The organism is Streptomyces cucumeris, assembly GCF_024295805.1.
GTDB classification, from domain to species: Bacteria; Actinomycetota; Actinomycetes; order Streptomycetales; family Streptomycetaceae; genus Streptomyces; species Streptomyces cucumeris.
In genome coordinates this window covers 21,735-35,749 of record NZ_JANCLX010000040.1, presented here as the reverse complement: position 1 = coordinate 35,749, position 14,015 = coordinate 21,735, and the positions used below count along the sequence as shown (strand labels likewise).

Below are 14,015 nucleotides of genomic sequence, written 5' to 3'. Positions count from 1 at the left end.
CTCAGCGGTGCTCGAGCCATTCCCGGTAGTACGTGGGCGCCAGGGGCGTGCCCTCCGGCGCGGTGAGGACATCTCCCGCGATGGCCGCGAACATGCCCGCCTGCTCGTCGGTGACCACCCGGCGGCCGTCGGGCCTGGCCCCCAGGGTGATCCGGCCCAGCTCGTCGAGCGGGAACACCTCGGGGCCGCCGACGTTGCGCACGCCCCGCAGCGGGGCGCCGGTGGCGGTGGCCACGACCGCCGCGGAGACGTCCGCGGCCGCCATCGGCTGCACCGGGGTGGTGGGCAGCCGGACGGTCTCACCCTCGGTCGTCCAGTCCATGATGGCCTCGACGAACTCGAAGAACTGGGTGGCCCGCACGATCGAGTACGGGACCGGGCCGCTCGCGAGGATCTCCTCCTGAGCGGCCTTGGCCCGGTAGTAGTCCAGTTGGGGCACCCGGTCCACGCCGACGATCGAGAGAATCACCTCGTGGCGCACACCGGCCCGCTCCGCGGCCGTGCCGATGGTGTTCATCGACGTCTCGAAGAAGTCGATGGAGGAGGCGTCGAACGCGGGGGAGTTGGTCAGATTGATCAGCACTTCGCTGCCCGGCAGGACATCGTCCAGACCCTTGCCGCTGACCACGTCGACCCCGGTCGACAGCGACGCCGGGACGACCTCGTGGCCGCCCGCTCCCAGCCGCTCGACCACCTGGGTTCCGATCAGCCCGCTCGCGCCCAGGACCGTGAACCTCATGACGCACCCTTCGTCGAGTGTGCGGGGCCCGTCGGCTCCGGACCGGGACCCGACGCCTCCGACCACGGTAAGCCCGACCCCGTGACCGGCGCAGCGCGACCGGCCGAGGGGTGGCCGGTGCGCGGGCGCAGTACGGTGGCGAAGGATGCCCCGTCCGCTCCGGCGCCCGGTGCCGGGGCCGCGGACGGCGGCCGCCCGGTCCACGTCCCGGTCCACGTCCGGACGGAGGTGGCGCGATGGCGCACGACGAGGCGACGGCCCACTCCCCAGCGGGCCAGGGGCGTCGGTCCGAGGCATGGAAGACCGCGGTCACCGTCATCCAGGAGGCGGAGTCACCCGTCGTGCCGGACGGCGCGCACGCCATGACGCTGGTGGTCGAGTTCCCTCCCGGTGACCCCGGCACACCGCCCCACCGGCACTTCGGACCGGCCTTCGGCTATGTGCTGGAGGGGGAGATGGTATTCGAGCTCGAAGGAGAGCCCGAACGGGTGATCAGGGCGGGAGAGGCGTTCTGGGAACCGGGCGGCGACGTGATCCACTACCAGGACGGCAACCACCGGACGGACGTACCGGTCCGGTTCCTCGTCACCATGATGTGTCTGCCCGACAAGCCCATGCTCGTCCTCGTCGACGACGAGGAACTGGAGCAGCGCGGGCACCGGCGCGCGCTCCGGCCGTCCTGACCGGCCGTCCCGATGGGCACGGGGAGCCTGCCCGTGATGTTTGACGGGTTCCGGTAGGGGCCACTCGTGCCGGGACATGGCTTCAGCGCGGACGGTGAGCGGTGGCGGCCGGGTTGACTGCGGTCGTACCGACCGCTGTGAGAGGTGCCCGCGAGACGAAGGAGAGACCAGCGATGGCGAACGCGGACCGCAACCCGACGACGACGGATGCCGGCATCCCCGTCGAGAGTGATGAACACTCCCTGACCGTCGGACCCGGTGGGCCGGTCCTGCTCCAGGACGCCTATCTGATCGAGCAGATGGCCCAGTTCAACCGGGAACGCATTCCCGAACGGCAGCCCCACGCGAAGGGCAGTGGCGCGTTCGGACACTTCCAGGTGACCGGCGATGTGAGCGGCTACACCAAGGCCGCGCTGTTCCAGCCCGGCACCAGGACCGAACTGGTGACTCGGTTCTCCACCGTGGCCGGTGAGCGCGGCAGCCCGGACACCTGGCGCGACCCGCGCGGCTTCGCGGTGAAGTTCTACACCACCGAGGGCAACTACGACATGGTCGGCAACAACACGCCGATCTTCTTCGTCAAGGATCCGATGAAGTTCCAGCACTTCATCCGGTCCCAGAAGCGCCGCGCCGACAACAACCTGCGCGACCACGACATGCAGTGGGACTTCTGGACCCTCTCACCCGAGTCCGCCCACCAGGTCACCTGGCTGATGGGCGACCGCGGCATCCCGCGGAGCTGGCGCCATATGAACGGCTACACCTCGCACACCTACATGTGGATCAATGCCGCCGGTGAGCGCTTCTGGGTCAAGTACCACTTCAAGACCGACCAGGGCATCGAGTTCTTCACCCAGCACGAGGCCGACCAGATGGCCGCAGCCGACACCGACTACCACACCCGCGATCTGTTCGAACACATCCGGGACGGGAAGTGTCCGAGCTGGACCCTGTACGTGCAGGTGATGCCGTACGCGGACGCGCCGGGCTACCGGTTCAACCCGTTCGACCTGACCAAGGTCTGGCCGCACGCCGACTACCCGCTCATCGAGGTCGGCAGGATGACCCTGGACCGCAACCCCACCGACAACCACGCCGAGATCGAGCAGGCCGCGTTCCAGCCGAACAACCTCGTACCGGGTATCGGGCCGAGCCCCGACCGTATGCTCCTGGCCCGGCTCTTCTCGTACGCCGATGCCCACCGCCACCGTATCGGCGCCAACTACCAGCAGCTTCCCGTCAACTCTCCGCTCGCCCCCGTGCACACCTACTCCAAGGACGGGGCGATGGCCTACCGCAACACCACGGATCCGGTGTACGCGCCCAACTCCAAGGGCGGACCGGCGGCCGACACCGAGCGCTACGGCAACCCGCCGAGCTGGTACGCGGACGGCGAGATCACCCGGGCGGCCTATGTCTCGCACCCGGAGGACGACGACTGGGGCCAGGCCGGGACGATGGTGCGCGAGGTGCTGGACGACGGAGCGCGTGAACGGCTGGTGGACAACGTCGTGGGGCATCTGCTCGACGGTGTCACCGAGCCGGTACTGCAACGGGCGTTCGAGTACTGGCGCAATATCGACCCGACCGTCGGCGCCCGGATCGAGCGGGATGTGCGCGCCAAGGCGGAGGAGAAGGATCCGAAGGCAGCGCAGCAGGGCAACTCCGCGCGGGAGAGCATGCAGCGCAAAGCCTGAGCCGACGACGCCACCACCTCACCTCACCGGAGGCGTTCCCGGGGCCGCGCCCGATCCGAGGGCGCGGCCCCGTGTGGTGTCGCGGGCCCGGTGGCGGGGGTTCCACGTGTCCGCGTGGGACGGCCGAGGGCGACCCCGGCGAGGACGAGCACCAGTCCGCACAGCTGTTGGACGGTCAGCACCTCCGCGGCGACCACCGTGCCGAGCAGCACACCGGTGACCGGGTTGAGCAGTCCGACCAGTCCCACGGTGGCCGCGGGCAGATGGCGCAGCCCGGTGAACCAGGCGGCGAAGGCCAGTGCGGTGGCGATCAGTGAGACATAACCGAAGGCGAGGAGCGCCGGACCGGAGAGCGCGGGGGGAGGGCCCTCCACGGCCGCGGCGACCGGGAGGAGGAACAGACCTCCGGCGGTGAGCTGCCAGGCGGTCGAGGCGACCACATCGATGTCCGCGCTCCACCGTTTGGTCAGGACGTGGCCGAAGGACGACACCAGCACGGCGGCGGCCGAGGCGAGCACCCCCGGGCCGCTCACCCCGTCCGCCCCGGTGAGCAGCATCAGGCACACCCCCGCAAGCCCGGTCCCGGCCCCGGCGAGGTGCGTGGCCCGGGGCCGCTCGGACACCAGGGGCCAGGCGATCAGCATCATCGTCAGCGGGGACACCGCCATGACGGTCGAGGCCACGCTCGTCGGCAGCAGCTGGGAAGCGACGTAGACGAGGACGAAGAACACGCTCACATTGAGCAGGCCCAGCACCGCGGATCGCCACCACCACGCGCCATGCGACCGCCGTCGGCACAGGGCGAGCAGCACCAGCCCCGCGGGGAGCGCCCGCAGCGCGGCCCCGTACAGCGGATGGTCCGCCGGGAGGAACGCGTGGGTGACGAAGTAGTTGGTGCCCCATGCCACCGGAGCGACCGCCGTCAGTGCCACCCATCGCGCATTAGCTTCCATGGAAGCTAATATAACTTCCCCGGAAGCTACTATGGGAGGCATGGCAGACAGGCAACCGCTGGACCGCGTGGCCCGCATCCAGGCCGACTGGCGTCGTGAACGGCCCGACGTCGACGTCTCCCCGCAAGGCGTGATCGGCCGGCTCCACCGGCTGGCCGGGCAGCTCACCGAAGAGCTCTGCCGGGTGTACGGCCGCTACGGTCTCGGTGAGGGGGAGTTCGATGTGCTGTGCGCGCTGCGCCGCGCCGGTGAGCCCTTCGAGCGGGCCCCCGGCGAACTCGCCGCGCACACCATGGTCACCACCGGTGCGATGACGAAGCGGATCGACCGCCTGGAGCGGGCCGGACTCGTCACCCGCCGCCGCTCCGCCGACGACCAGCGCGGCCGGATCGTCGCCCTCACCACCCCGGGCCGCGAACTGATCGACCAGGCGTTCACCGACCATATGCGCAATGAGCGACATCTGCTGGGGCTCCTCACGGCCGAGGAGGCCGAGACCCTCGAAACACTGCTCACCACCTGGCTCTCCCGGATGGAGCGCCCGGGCCCGCCCGGTGACGGGTGACCGGTGGGAGCATGCCGCTCACCGGCAGGCGGGTCGCTTCAGCAGCCAGTTCTTCGCCGTGGTCAGCGCCCGGTCCTCATGGGCTTCCCCGCGGATCAGGGGGACGAGGACGTCCTGGTCGGGTGGGATGGCCGCGTCGTACGTCCGGCCGGTGCGGTCCGCGTCCCGGGCCGTCGTGACACCCAGGAGGGCTCCGTCGGGGAGGCGGTGCAACGTGTTCCCGGTGGGGACCCCGGAGGTGGGTTCACCGAAGGACCGTGTCTCCGGCCGGCCGCGGAAGGCCACCAGGACGGCCTCGCCCGAGCTCCCCGTGTCCGGGCCGGTGAGGACCGCGACCGGGGCGTCATCGTGGGCGACGGGCTCGCTGGCGCCCCAGTCGTACCCCTCATTGGCGGGGTTGCCGTTCTCGATGGTCCACGCGGTCTTCTCCCCTTTCGCGTCCACGAACATCCCGACGCGGCCGTCGCCCAGGATCCGGCCGACGACGGCGAGCATCGGCCACATGATTCCGCCCCTGTTGTCGCGCAGATCCACGACCCAGCCGCAGGCCCGCCCCCGGTCCGCCTTCGCCACGGCCCGGCGCCCCTGTCGTACGTACCGCCGGAGCGTCTTCTCGGTTCCGGTGACACCGGGGATGGACACATAGCCGATGTGATCCCCCATCGACCGGCCTTCCAGGCCCTCGATCACCTTCGGCGAGGGTCCGTACGCCGCTTCGGTCTTCTTCGGATCCCATAGGAAGCTGTGCCCGTCGCCCAGCGAGTTGAGGGCCGAATAGATCGCGCTGTAGGTGTCCGCGGGCTTCCGCGCTTCCCGGGCCTGCGTGTACGCGGTGCGGCGCAGCCGTTTCCAATCGATCGTGCGACGGTGGAGCGCGTTCTTCTCCATGAAGGTCAGTGCCGATGACAGATAGGCGCGGGCCTCCGGCGACATGGCCGGATCCGCCTTCTTGTCTTCATCCGCCGTGCATCCGGCCCCTGCGACGAGGGTGCCTGCCACCACGGCACAGGCGGTCACGCGCAGCGATTGTCCCCGACCCATCGTTCCCCCTCTGCGGCTCGCGGATCACCGACGGCCGACGGGCGGCCCCGGCGCGGGATCCATCCAAGCAAGGGGAGCACCTCGCCGCTGTGAGGGAGGCCATGATTCCGCCTCAGATATGGCTCAGAATTGCGCGATGGCCACAGAGGGTGATCAACGCGTCAGCCGGTGACGGCTTCCGTCAGGCAGCCGATCGTTCCGACGGCCGCCCCGTATCCGGGGATGGCCAGGAGTGGCCAGGGCACCGGGCGTGGGAGGAGTACCCGGACGTGGAAGCCGTAGTCCCGGTATTCGGGCATGCCCTGCGTGCCGGGGAGGACCATGAAGCGGGGCTGGACCGTGCAGAACAGCCACCAGTCCAGGACCAGCAGGTCGAAGAGGGTGATGGCCAGGAAACAGATCGTGCCCAGCGTGAACGGGGGCCAGAAGCCGAGGGTCCCGTCCGTGTCGCGGTGCAGTGCGTGAACTCCCGCCACCGGTACGGCGATGAACGCCAGCAGGTTCACCCCGCCGGCAACGGCCGCCGCCCGCTTGCCCCGTGCGCTCTGCGTTCCGTACCGCTCCCGGATCGCCCGCGGATAGTCCGGCGCGAGCGCGTCCGGGGCGATCAACAGCGAGCCGATGATACTTCCGCTGAACAGCGCGACGAGAGCCGCGGCGCAGACAAGGCTGATCCTCAGCAGCTCCGAGAGGGGCATGGACCCGAGGGTACCGCTGGGTTAGGGTCGCCTAACCTCGTGACGCGCCCGGCGTCGGGGCGAATCGCCTCGGTCGCGGTGGGTTCAGGCTGCCGGGTCCGTGCGGTCGCCGTGGCGCAGGGCGCGGGAGCACCAGCCGATGACCGTGGCGTTGACCAGCGCCCCGAGGGCGACGGCGGCGATGAACATCGTCTCGTGCTCCGGCAGTACGGCCACCGCGAAGCTGACGGGGGTCGTCGCCAGCAGCGGGATGACACCCGCCATGGACTCGCCCGAGCTGTCGCGGTAGGTGTCCACGAGCGCCCACACCAGCAGGGCGGCGCAGACCACGAGATGGACACGGCAACGGCGTCAACGCCGTCGCCCGCACGGTCGGCGGTGCCGTCGGCGCGGTGACCGTACGGGGGAACGGTGCCGCGGGGCGTTCGGCGGGGGCGGAGGGAGTCAACCGACCGTCGTCCGCCGCCCCTTCCGGAGCCCCGGGCCACGGGCCACGGGCGCCGGTGGTCACGCCTGGTGGCCGATCACCGGGATACCCGCCCCGCCCCCTCCGTCCGTTCCCGCCGCCTTTCCCGCGAAGTGCAGCAGCTCCCAGAGGGTCCGGCCCCGTACGGTCGCGCTCGGGCCATCGCCGTCGGACAGCTCATGGCGCAGGGTCACCTCACCGATGAAGCGGTGGTAGGCACCGGCGGTGCCGAAGTCGAGGAGGAACGCGTCCTTGTCGCGGTCGAAGGTGATCGTGTACGTCGAACTCCCCTCACCGACCCGGTAGGTGAGCCGCCCCGCCACCTCGACGCCGCTGTCGGGGTGGACGAACACCTCGTCCTCCGCGAAGCCGACCGCGTCGGCGCCGACCGCCGAGGTGATGACCCGCCCCGACTCCGCCACCAGGACGGCGGGCAGGACCGCCTTGCCGTAGCGCTCGTGGCTGACGAACATCAGGGTGACGACGGTGTGGTCGCCCAGCCGGGCCCGCCCCCAGTACCAGTGGTCGAGCACCTTGCGGGGAGCGATGTTGCCCCAGTTGTGGTCGTGGTAGCCGCTGCCGGTCAGCCGGCTGGTCACACCGTCGATGGTCACGGTGGCTTCGACATGACCCCGGGTGACGACGGGGAGCCAGGCGATGTAGTGCTCCTCGTCCTCACCGAAGAAGACGTGGCCGGTCTCCGGCCGCCACGGCGGAACCTCGGCTGTCAGGGCCAGATCGACGACGGTGTCCTCGATCTCGACGTGAACGGTGTAGCCGTCGGGACCGCCGCGGAACACCTGGGGGCCGATGGCCACGTCACAGCCCTCGGCCGACGCGGTGAAGTCCGAGGGCTCCCCGAGGTAGGTCCGGTCGGTCCGCGATCCGTCGGGGTGGGTCAGCGTCAGCAGTACGAACGGGGTGAGGGGCGCCTTGGGGGAGACGTAGGGCGGTTTGGTGTGGAATTCGATGGTCAGGGTGGAACCGTCCTCGAGGTGCGCGTCGCAGTACCACCACTCGAAGGTGCCGTCCGCGGCGGCCGTACGCAGCCCGTCCTCCCACGGCTGCACGACGCCGGGGGTGAGGTTCAGCCGCCGGTAGTGGTGCGGCAGGGTGCCGATCACAGCGTGCACGGTGGTGTCCTTTCAAGGGCCGGAACGGTGGGGTGGCACTTACCGTAGGAACACCGTCGGCGGTGAATGCGACATCGAACGGAGCGTCTGCGACATGAACATCGGAGTGGTGGTGCTGCGGGGGTGCTGGGACTCGGGTGTCACGACCGTCCTGGACGTGTTGCGGACGGCGAACGCCGCCCGCCGTCAGACCGACCCCGAGATCCCCGCCGTGACCGCCGTGACCGTCTCGCCCACCCGCGACCCGGTCCCGACCGCGGGCGGACTGCTGGTGCCGGTGGACCTCACCCTGGAGGAGTGCGCGGCGGACGGATCGGTGGACATGCTGCTGGTCCCCGCGCTGTCCGCCGAAGGTCCCGCCACCCTCGTGGACGCCCTGATGCGCGAGGACGTACGGGCGCTGCGCGCCGCGCTGCGGGACTGGTCCGCGGACGGCCGGGAACTGGCCGCGGCATGCACGGGCACCTTCGTCCTCGCCGAGGCCGGGCTGCTCGACGGCCTTCAGGCCACCACCAGTTGGTGGCTGTACGACGTCTTCCGGCGGCGCTACCCCGGGGTGGGTCTTGAGGTGTCCCGCATGGTGGTCCGCGACGGAGCCGTCACCACCGCCGGAGCGGCGTTCGCCCATATCGACCTGGCCATGAGCCTGGTGGCGCGGGTCAGCCCGCAGCTCGCGCGGGCCACCGCGGCCGCCCTGCTCATCGATGAACGCCCCACCGACACCATGCGGGCCGTCACCGGTTACCTCGCCGATGAGGACCCGCTGGTCACCGACTTCGAAGGCTGGATCCGCGCCAATCTGGCGCGCGAGATCACCGTCGCGGACGCCGCCCACGCCCTGGGCGCCACCCGGCGGACCCTGGAGCGCCGGGTGCGGGAGCGGCTGCACACCACCCCCTACGCGGTGGTGCGCAGACTCCGTGCCGAGCGGGCGGACCATCTGCGCCGCACCACGTCCCTCAGCGAAACCGACATCGCCCACCAGGTCGGCTACCGTGACGCCGCGTCGCTCAGAGCGCTGCGGAGGAACGCGGACGGCGACGCGGCCAACGAGTGACACCGCGTCAGGATCGTTTGGTGTGAAGGAATCGGGGCAGGCGCGGTGTGTCCGTGGTGTGTTCCTCCGCATGATCGTAGGTGTGCACCAACCATAGGTGCGACCCATATCATGGACTGCATGGAATCTGCCCCACCGAGCCTGCTGAAGCGTGACGGATATCTGCTCTCGAAGGTCGGCAAGGCCGCCCGGGCGCGGGTCGGGGAGCGATTGGCGACGCGCCGGCTGCGGCTGTGGCACATGGCCGTACTGGCCGCGCTCGATGACTACGGCGCGCAGTCACAGCGGCAGTTGGCCGCCCGGCTCACCATCCACCCGAGCGATATGACCAAAGTGGTGGACGACCTCGTCGAACGGGGCTGGGTCGGGCGCACCCGTGACGCGGTGGACCGCCGCCGGGTCTCGGTGCGGCTCACCCCGGCGGGCGAGGGGGAGTTGCGGCGTCTGGACGCGGAGGCGAAGACCGTCGAGGACGAGCTTCTCTCACCGCTGACGGCCGATGCGCGGGCGGAGTTGTCCCGGGCCCTGCGACTCGTCTTCGACCATCTGAACGAGGAACCCCACGAGCGCACATAGGGTGCTGAACGTGGACAACGACATACCCGACGAGCGGTTGCTCGCCCTGGACAGCACCGCGGGATACGGCGAGGCCGCCGAATCCCTCGCCGAGCAGTACGAGAGCGTGACCTTCGACGAGGTGCACCGCGAGGTGCTGCACCTCTTCCCGGCCGAGCCCGGCACGGTGCTGGACATCGGGGCGGGCAGCGGGCGGGACGCGGCGGCGCTGGCCGCGCGGGGGCACCGGGTCGTCGCGGTGGAACCCACCGCCGGACTCCGCGACCTGGGCCGCCGGATCCACGCCGGTCAGGAGATCGAGTGGATCGACGACGCCCTTCCCGGGCTGTCCGCTCCCGGCGTCCGGGACCGGCGGTTCGACCTGATCCTGCTCACCGCGGTCTGGATGCACCTGGACGAAGGACAGCGGGCGGCGGGCGTGGCCGCTCTGGCCGGACTGCTCGGGGCCGGGGGACGGGTGATCCTCTCGCTGCGCCACGGCCCTGTCCCGGCCGGGCGCCGGATGTTCCCCGTCTCCGCCGAGGAGACCGTCGCACTCGCCGGGGCACACGGTCTGGAGGTGCTGCACCTCGCCCACCGCGAGGACCCGCACGGCCGTGAGGGAGTGTCCTGGACGTATCTGGGGCTGTGCCACGCCCCGTTGAGCTACCGCCTGGCGGACGAGCGCGATCTGCCGGTACTGGTCCGGTTGCGGGACGACGCGGCCCGCTGGCAGAGCGCCCGTGGCATCGACCAGTGGAAGCCCGGGGAGCTCGGCACCGAGCACTTCCGCGCGCGGCTGCGCGACGGCGAGGTGTGGATCGCCACCCTCGGCCCGGACGGCCCCGTCGCCGGGGCCTGGGAGCTGTGGTGGGACGATCCGGCCGCCTGGGGACCCCAGAGCCCGGACGCGGGCTACGTCCACCGGCTGATGACGGACCGCCGTGTGGCGCCCCCGGGCACCGGAGCGCGGATGCTCGTCCGGGCCGAGGAACGGATCGCCGCCACCGGCCGCGCGTTCTGCCGCCTCGACGCCCTCACGAGCAACCCCCGGCTCCGGGAGTACTACGAGAACGCGGGCTACAAGGTGGTCGGCGAGCGGTCCAAGGACGGCGGCCTCGGCAGTATCTACGGGGTCACCCTGCTGGAGAAGTCCCTCTGAGGGGCGGTGGGTGGCGGTCGGACCGCCGGTCCGCCACCCACCTCCGCACCGGACCCTGCTCTGTCCGGACCCCTCGCGATCAGTCGCGGCGGGCGATCACCCGGTAGGCGTTGGCCAGCCGGAAGCGGCCCGCCATCGGTTTGATCACCAGCCGGTCCAGCACGGTCCCGACGATCAGGGCGGGAACACCGGCGAGCAGCACCGCGCACCGCGCCAGCCAGCGCACCCGGCCCGGCCGCCGCTTCAGCCATGGAGCGTCCTCGGGCGGTGCCACCGCGTTGAGGAGCAGCCACACCGCGCCCAGCAGGTCCACCGTGTCATGGGGTTCGCGGTGCTGTTCGACCACGACGGTGAAGCCCAGCCGTGACAGCTCGGCGCGGAGATTGGCCACCGGTACGAAGTGCAGGTGCTGGGGCTGCAGCCAGGGCAGCCACCAGCGGCCGAAGAGGCGGGCGAACAGACACTCGGCGTCGGGCACTTCGATGAGGAGGTGGCCGCCGGGGCGCAGCGCCCGCCGGGCCGCCCTCAGCTCGGCGCGCGGATCCGTGCTGTGCTCCAGGTAGTGGTACATGCTCACCGCGTCATAGCTCTCGGCCAGTTCCTCCGACAGTTCGGTGAAGGCGCCGCGGATCGCCCGGTCCACCCGCCCCGCCCGCTTCGCCAGCTCCACACCGTCGGTGAAGTCCAGCCCGTCGAAGGACGTGGTGGGGAAGACCGCGCGGGCCGCCTCGCAGAAGTGGCCGTGCCCGGTGCCCACGTCCAGCCAGTTGCGCGGGGACGGGGCGAAGCGTCTGAGGGGTTCGGCGCGCTGCCGGTAGGTCTTCTCCCGCCCGGCGAAGATGTTGCCGAGGTCGCGTTCCCCGAGCCCGTCGTAGAAGTCCCGGTAGTAATACTCCAGACCCGCGCCGCTGAGCCGGGGGTTCTGGAAGACATGGCGGCATTCCAGACAGCGGTCCAGGGTGAACCGGCCCGGTTTGCGCTGGAAGCGGTCGATGGTGCGCAGCCGTCGTCGCAGCCGGTGCGAGCCGCACCAGGGGCAGTCGGTGCGGCGCGCTTCGAAGAACCGTTCCGTGCCCTCGGCCACATCGGCCAGATAGCGCGGACGCAGCGCGGTGACGAGCGCCGCGCGGTCGGCGCGGGCGGACCGCTTGCCGTGCTCGGCATCCTCGATGGTGTCGCTCATCGTGCCTCCTCGGTGGTCTCGGTGGATACGGCCGCCGTGCCCGCCAGGTGTTCCAGCCGGGTGGCGGCGGCCGGGGCGCCGCCCGCGGCGCGGAACGACGCGCCGATGCGTTCGGCCGCGCTCCGGTGGCCCGGGTGGTCGAGCACGGTGTCCAGCGCCGTACCGAGCTGGGCGGCCGTCGCCCGGCCGAACCGCACCCGCACCCCGGCCCCGGCGTCGACCACCTGCGCGGCCACCACCGGCTGGTCGTCCCGGATCGGGGCCACCACCAGCGGGACCCCGTGCCAGAGCGCCTCGCACACCGTGTTGTGTCCCGCGTGGCAGACCACCGCACCGGCCCGCGCCAGCAGCGGGAGTTGCGGTACGTACGGCAGCGCCAGCACATCGCGGTCCGCCGCGGGGTCCGGATCCGGCGGGGCCGCCGGATCGGCCAGCACCATCTGCAGCCGGTCCGCGCGCAGGCGCCCCGCCGCACGGCACTGCGCGAGGAACCGGTCCCCGGCCCCGGCGTTGGCGGTGCCCAGCGAGACCAGGACGGTGCGGCGCGCGGGATCCAGCCAGTCCCAGGGGAAGTCCGGTTCGGCCGGGCGGGCGGCGATCGACGGACCCACGAACCGGATCCGGTCACCGCCCCGGCCGGTGGCCCGGCCCGCGAGCTCCTCGGTGGTGAACGCGAGGACGAGATGGGGCGAGAAACGGGGGTCGGCGGTGCCTTTCAGATCGCCGATACGCCCGCGCAGCTCCCCGAGCAGACCCGTCAGCCACGCGTCCACCTTGGGCATCCCGTCCAGCGCGCCGCTGAACTCCGCCGAGGTGGTGGCCGAGGTGGCCCACCGCACGCCCATGCGCTCGGCCACCAGGCCACCGGCGACGGCCTGCTGGTCGGCCACCACCACATCCGGACGGAACCGGGCCACCGCCCGTTCCGTGCCCGGGGCCATCTCCTCCGCGAGCGGTACCAGGAACCGTTCCCAGAGGAACTTCAGCGCACCGGGGCCCCGGACGTCCGGTGGCCGGACGGCGCCGCCCGCGCCGAGCCGGAGCCCCGCGCAGGGGAAGACCGTCGCCCGGCCCCCCGTCATCGGCTCCAGCACCTCCGGCAGCCCGGCCCACGCCACCTCATGGCCGCGCGCGGCCAGTTCGGCGCCCACCCCGAGGGTGGGATTGATATGTCCGACCAGCGGCGGCACCACGAACAGGAACCGGCTCACCGGGCCTCCGCCCCCGCCGCCACCGGGCCATGGGCGAGCCCCGCCCCCGGAACGGCGGACGGTGGTGTGCCACCGGGGTCGAGCAGCCACCACAGCAGCAGGTCCAGCAGCGGACCCGGCGCCTCGGCCAGAACGGAGTGGCCCTGGCCGGGCAGCACCACCGAACGGGCGCCGGGCAGTACGGACTCCAGCCACTCCCCGGCCCCGGCGAGCTCGGACTCCGCCCCGTACACGGCGAGCACCGGACACCGCACCGCACGGACCTGCTCCTCACGGCGCGTCCGGCTCCCCGGTACGTCCCGGGCGATGGAGGTGGTCCGCACCAGCCGGGCCGCCACGCGGGCCAGACGCGCGGTGTGCGCCCCGCGGTGCGCGGTGATCCAGGCCATCGACTCGGCCTCGTGCTCGATCAGTTCGCCCACCATCCGCCGGAAGATCCCCTCGATCTCCACGGCCCAGGACGCGGTGGCGGGCTTCGCCTCGATCGCCACCAGCCCCGCGACCCGCTCCGGGTGGCGGATGGCGTACTCGAACGCCACGGTGCCACCGAAGCAGTTGCCGACCAGGTGGACCGGTCCGGTGAGCTCCAGCCGGTCCAGCAGGCGCTCCAGATCGGTGACGAACGACTCCAGCCGGTAGCCGGTGGCGGGACGGCGGCTGCGCCCGTGGCCCCGGTGGTCGTACATCACCACATCGACCCCGGCGGCGGCGAGGGCGGGTGCCACGGTGAAGTAGTAGCTGGCCAGGCTGTCGGTGAGCAGTCCGTGCAGCAGGACGGCGGTGGCCGCGGGCGGGCGGCCACCGGGCGGGGGCAGCCGCTGCACATGGAGTTCGATGCCGTCGCGCGCGCCGCCGATGTGGACCATCGCCAT

Annotated in this window: 15 protein-coding genes; 6 read left to right on the top strand and 9 right to left on the bottom strand. The window is 71.6% G+C overall.

The features are described from left to right. Position 1: 1 nt before the first annotated feature. On the bottom strand, positions 2-739 hold the full coding sequence (locus tag NMK44_RS36495; RefSeq protein ID WP_254751399.1) for an SDR family oxidoreductase: 738 nt from the start codon (positions 737-739) through the stop codon (positions 2-4). Positions 740-975: 236 nt separating this feature from the next. On the opposite strand from NMK44_RS36495, the gene NMK44_RS36490 reads away from it, so the two are divergent. Both NMK44_RS36490 and NMK44_RS36485 read left to right on the top strand, forming a co-directional pair. After that, positions 976-1,422, top strand: a complete 447-nt coding sequence (locus tag NMK44_RS36490) for a cupin domain-containing protein (RefSeq protein WP_254751394.1) — start codon at positions 976-978, stop codon at positions 1,420-1,422. Positions 1,423-1,595: 173 nt separating this feature from the next. Beyond that, a complete protein-coding gene (locus NMK44_RS36485) occupies positions 1,596-3,119 on the top strand; it encodes a catalase (RefSeq protein ID WP_254751391.1) in 1,524 nt (507 codons plus the stop codon). 23 nt (positions 3,120-3,142) lie between these two features. On the opposite strand, the gene NMK44_RS36480 is transcribed toward NMK44_RS36485, so the two are convergent. After that, positions 3,143-4,072: a DMT family transporter gene (locus NMK44_RS36480; RefSeq protein WP_254751389.1), complete on the bottom strand. Its 930-nt coding sequence runs from the start codon at positions 4,070-4,072 to the stop codon at positions 3,143-3,145. A gap of 40 nt (positions 4,073-4,112) precedes the next feature. Between NMK44_RS36480 and NMK44_RS36475 the strand changes: the two genes are divergently transcribed. Beyond that, positions 4,113-4,637 (top strand): MarR family winged helix-turn-helix transcriptional regulator, encoded by a 525-nt coding sequence (locus tag NMK44_RS36475; RefSeq protein WP_254751387.1) that lies wholly within the window; start codon positions 4,113-4,115, stop codon positions 4,635-4,637. Positions 4,638-4,655: 18 nt separating this feature from the next. On the opposite strand, the gene NMK44_RS36470 is transcribed toward NMK44_RS36475, so the two are convergent. The 4 genes from NMK44_RS36470 to NMK44_RS36455 all read right to left on the bottom strand — a co-directional run bounded on the left by NMK44_RS36470 (position 4,656) and on the right by NMK44_RS36455 (position 7,975). Beyond that, a complete protein-coding gene (locus NMK44_RS36470) occupies positions 4,656-5,654 on the bottom strand; it encodes a S41 family peptidase (RefSeq protein WP_254751385.1) in 999 nt (332 codons plus the stop codon). 185 nt (positions 5,655-5,839) lie between these two features. Further along, positions 5,840-6,376, bottom strand: coding sequence for a hypothetical protein (locus NMK44_RS36465; RefSeq protein ID WP_254751383.1), 537 nt, complete (start codon positions 6,374-6,376; stop codon positions 5,840-5,842). A gap of 84 nt (positions 6,377-6,460) precedes the next feature. Then, on the bottom strand, positions 6,461-6,706 hold the full coding sequence (locus NMK44_RS36460) for an SCO4225 family membrane protein (protein ID WP_254751381.1): 246 nt from the start codon (positions 6,704-6,706) through the stop codon (positions 6,461-6,463). Positions 6,707-6,883: 177 nt separating this feature from the next. Then, on the bottom strand, positions 6,884-7,975 hold the full coding sequence (locus NMK44_RS36455) for a carotenoid 1,2-hydratase family protein (protein WP_254751379.1): 1,092 nt from the start codon (positions 7,973-7,975) through the stop codon (positions 6,884-6,886). Positions 7,976-8,069: 94 nt separating this feature from the next. On the opposite strand from NMK44_RS36455, the gene NMK44_RS36450 reads away from it, so the two are divergent. The 3 genes from NMK44_RS36450 (at position 8,070) to NMK44_RS36440 (ending at position 10,749) form a co-directional block, all read left to right on the top strand. Further along, positions 8,070-9,032, top strand: coding sequence for a GlxA family transcriptional regulator (locus tag NMK44_RS36450; protein ID WP_254751376.1), 963 nt, complete (start codon positions 8,070-8,072; stop codon positions 9,030-9,032). Between the two features lie 120 nt (positions 9,033-9,152). Beyond that, complete coding sequence (locus NMK44_RS36445) at positions 9,153-9,608, top strand: MarR family winged helix-turn-helix transcriptional regulator (RefSeq protein ID WP_254751372.1); 456 nt, start codon at positions 9,153-9,155, stop codon at positions 9,606-9,608. Positions 9,609-9,618: 10 nt separating this feature from the next. After that, positions 9,619-10,749, top strand: coding sequence for a methyltransferase domain-containing protein (locus tag NMK44_RS36440; RefSeq protein WP_254751370.1), 1,131 nt, complete (start codon positions 9,619-9,621; stop codon positions 10,747-10,749). A gap of 79 nt (positions 10,750-10,828) precedes the next feature. Here the strand turns inward: NMK44_RS36440 and NMK44_RS36435 are convergent, their stop codons facing one another. From NMK44_RS36435 to NMK44_RS36425, 3 genes are read right to left on the bottom strand one after another with little or no spacing between them, the layout of a single operon-like run. Beyond that, positions 10,829-11,932 carry a class I SAM-dependent methyltransferase gene (locus NMK44_RS36435; RefSeq protein ID WP_254751368.1) on the bottom strand — a complete coding sequence of 368 codons (1,104 nt, stop codon included), beginning with the start codon at positions 11,930-11,932 and terminating at the stop codon, positions 10,829-10,831. Further along, positions 11,929-13,143, bottom strand: a complete 1,215-nt coding sequence (locus NMK44_RS36430) for a glycosyltransferase (RefSeq protein WP_254751365.1) — start codon at positions 13,141-13,143, stop codon at positions 11,929-11,931. Before NMK44_RS36430 ends, NMK44_RS36435 begins: the two co-directional genes overlap by 4 nt. Continuing rightward, positions 13,140-14,015, bottom strand: coding sequence for an alpha/beta fold hydrolase (locus NMK44_RS36425; protein ID WP_254751362.1), 876 nt, complete (start codon positions 14,013-14,015; stop codon positions 13,140-13,142). The genes NMK44_RS36430 and NMK44_RS36425 overlap by 4 nt, the downstream gene beginning before the upstream one ends.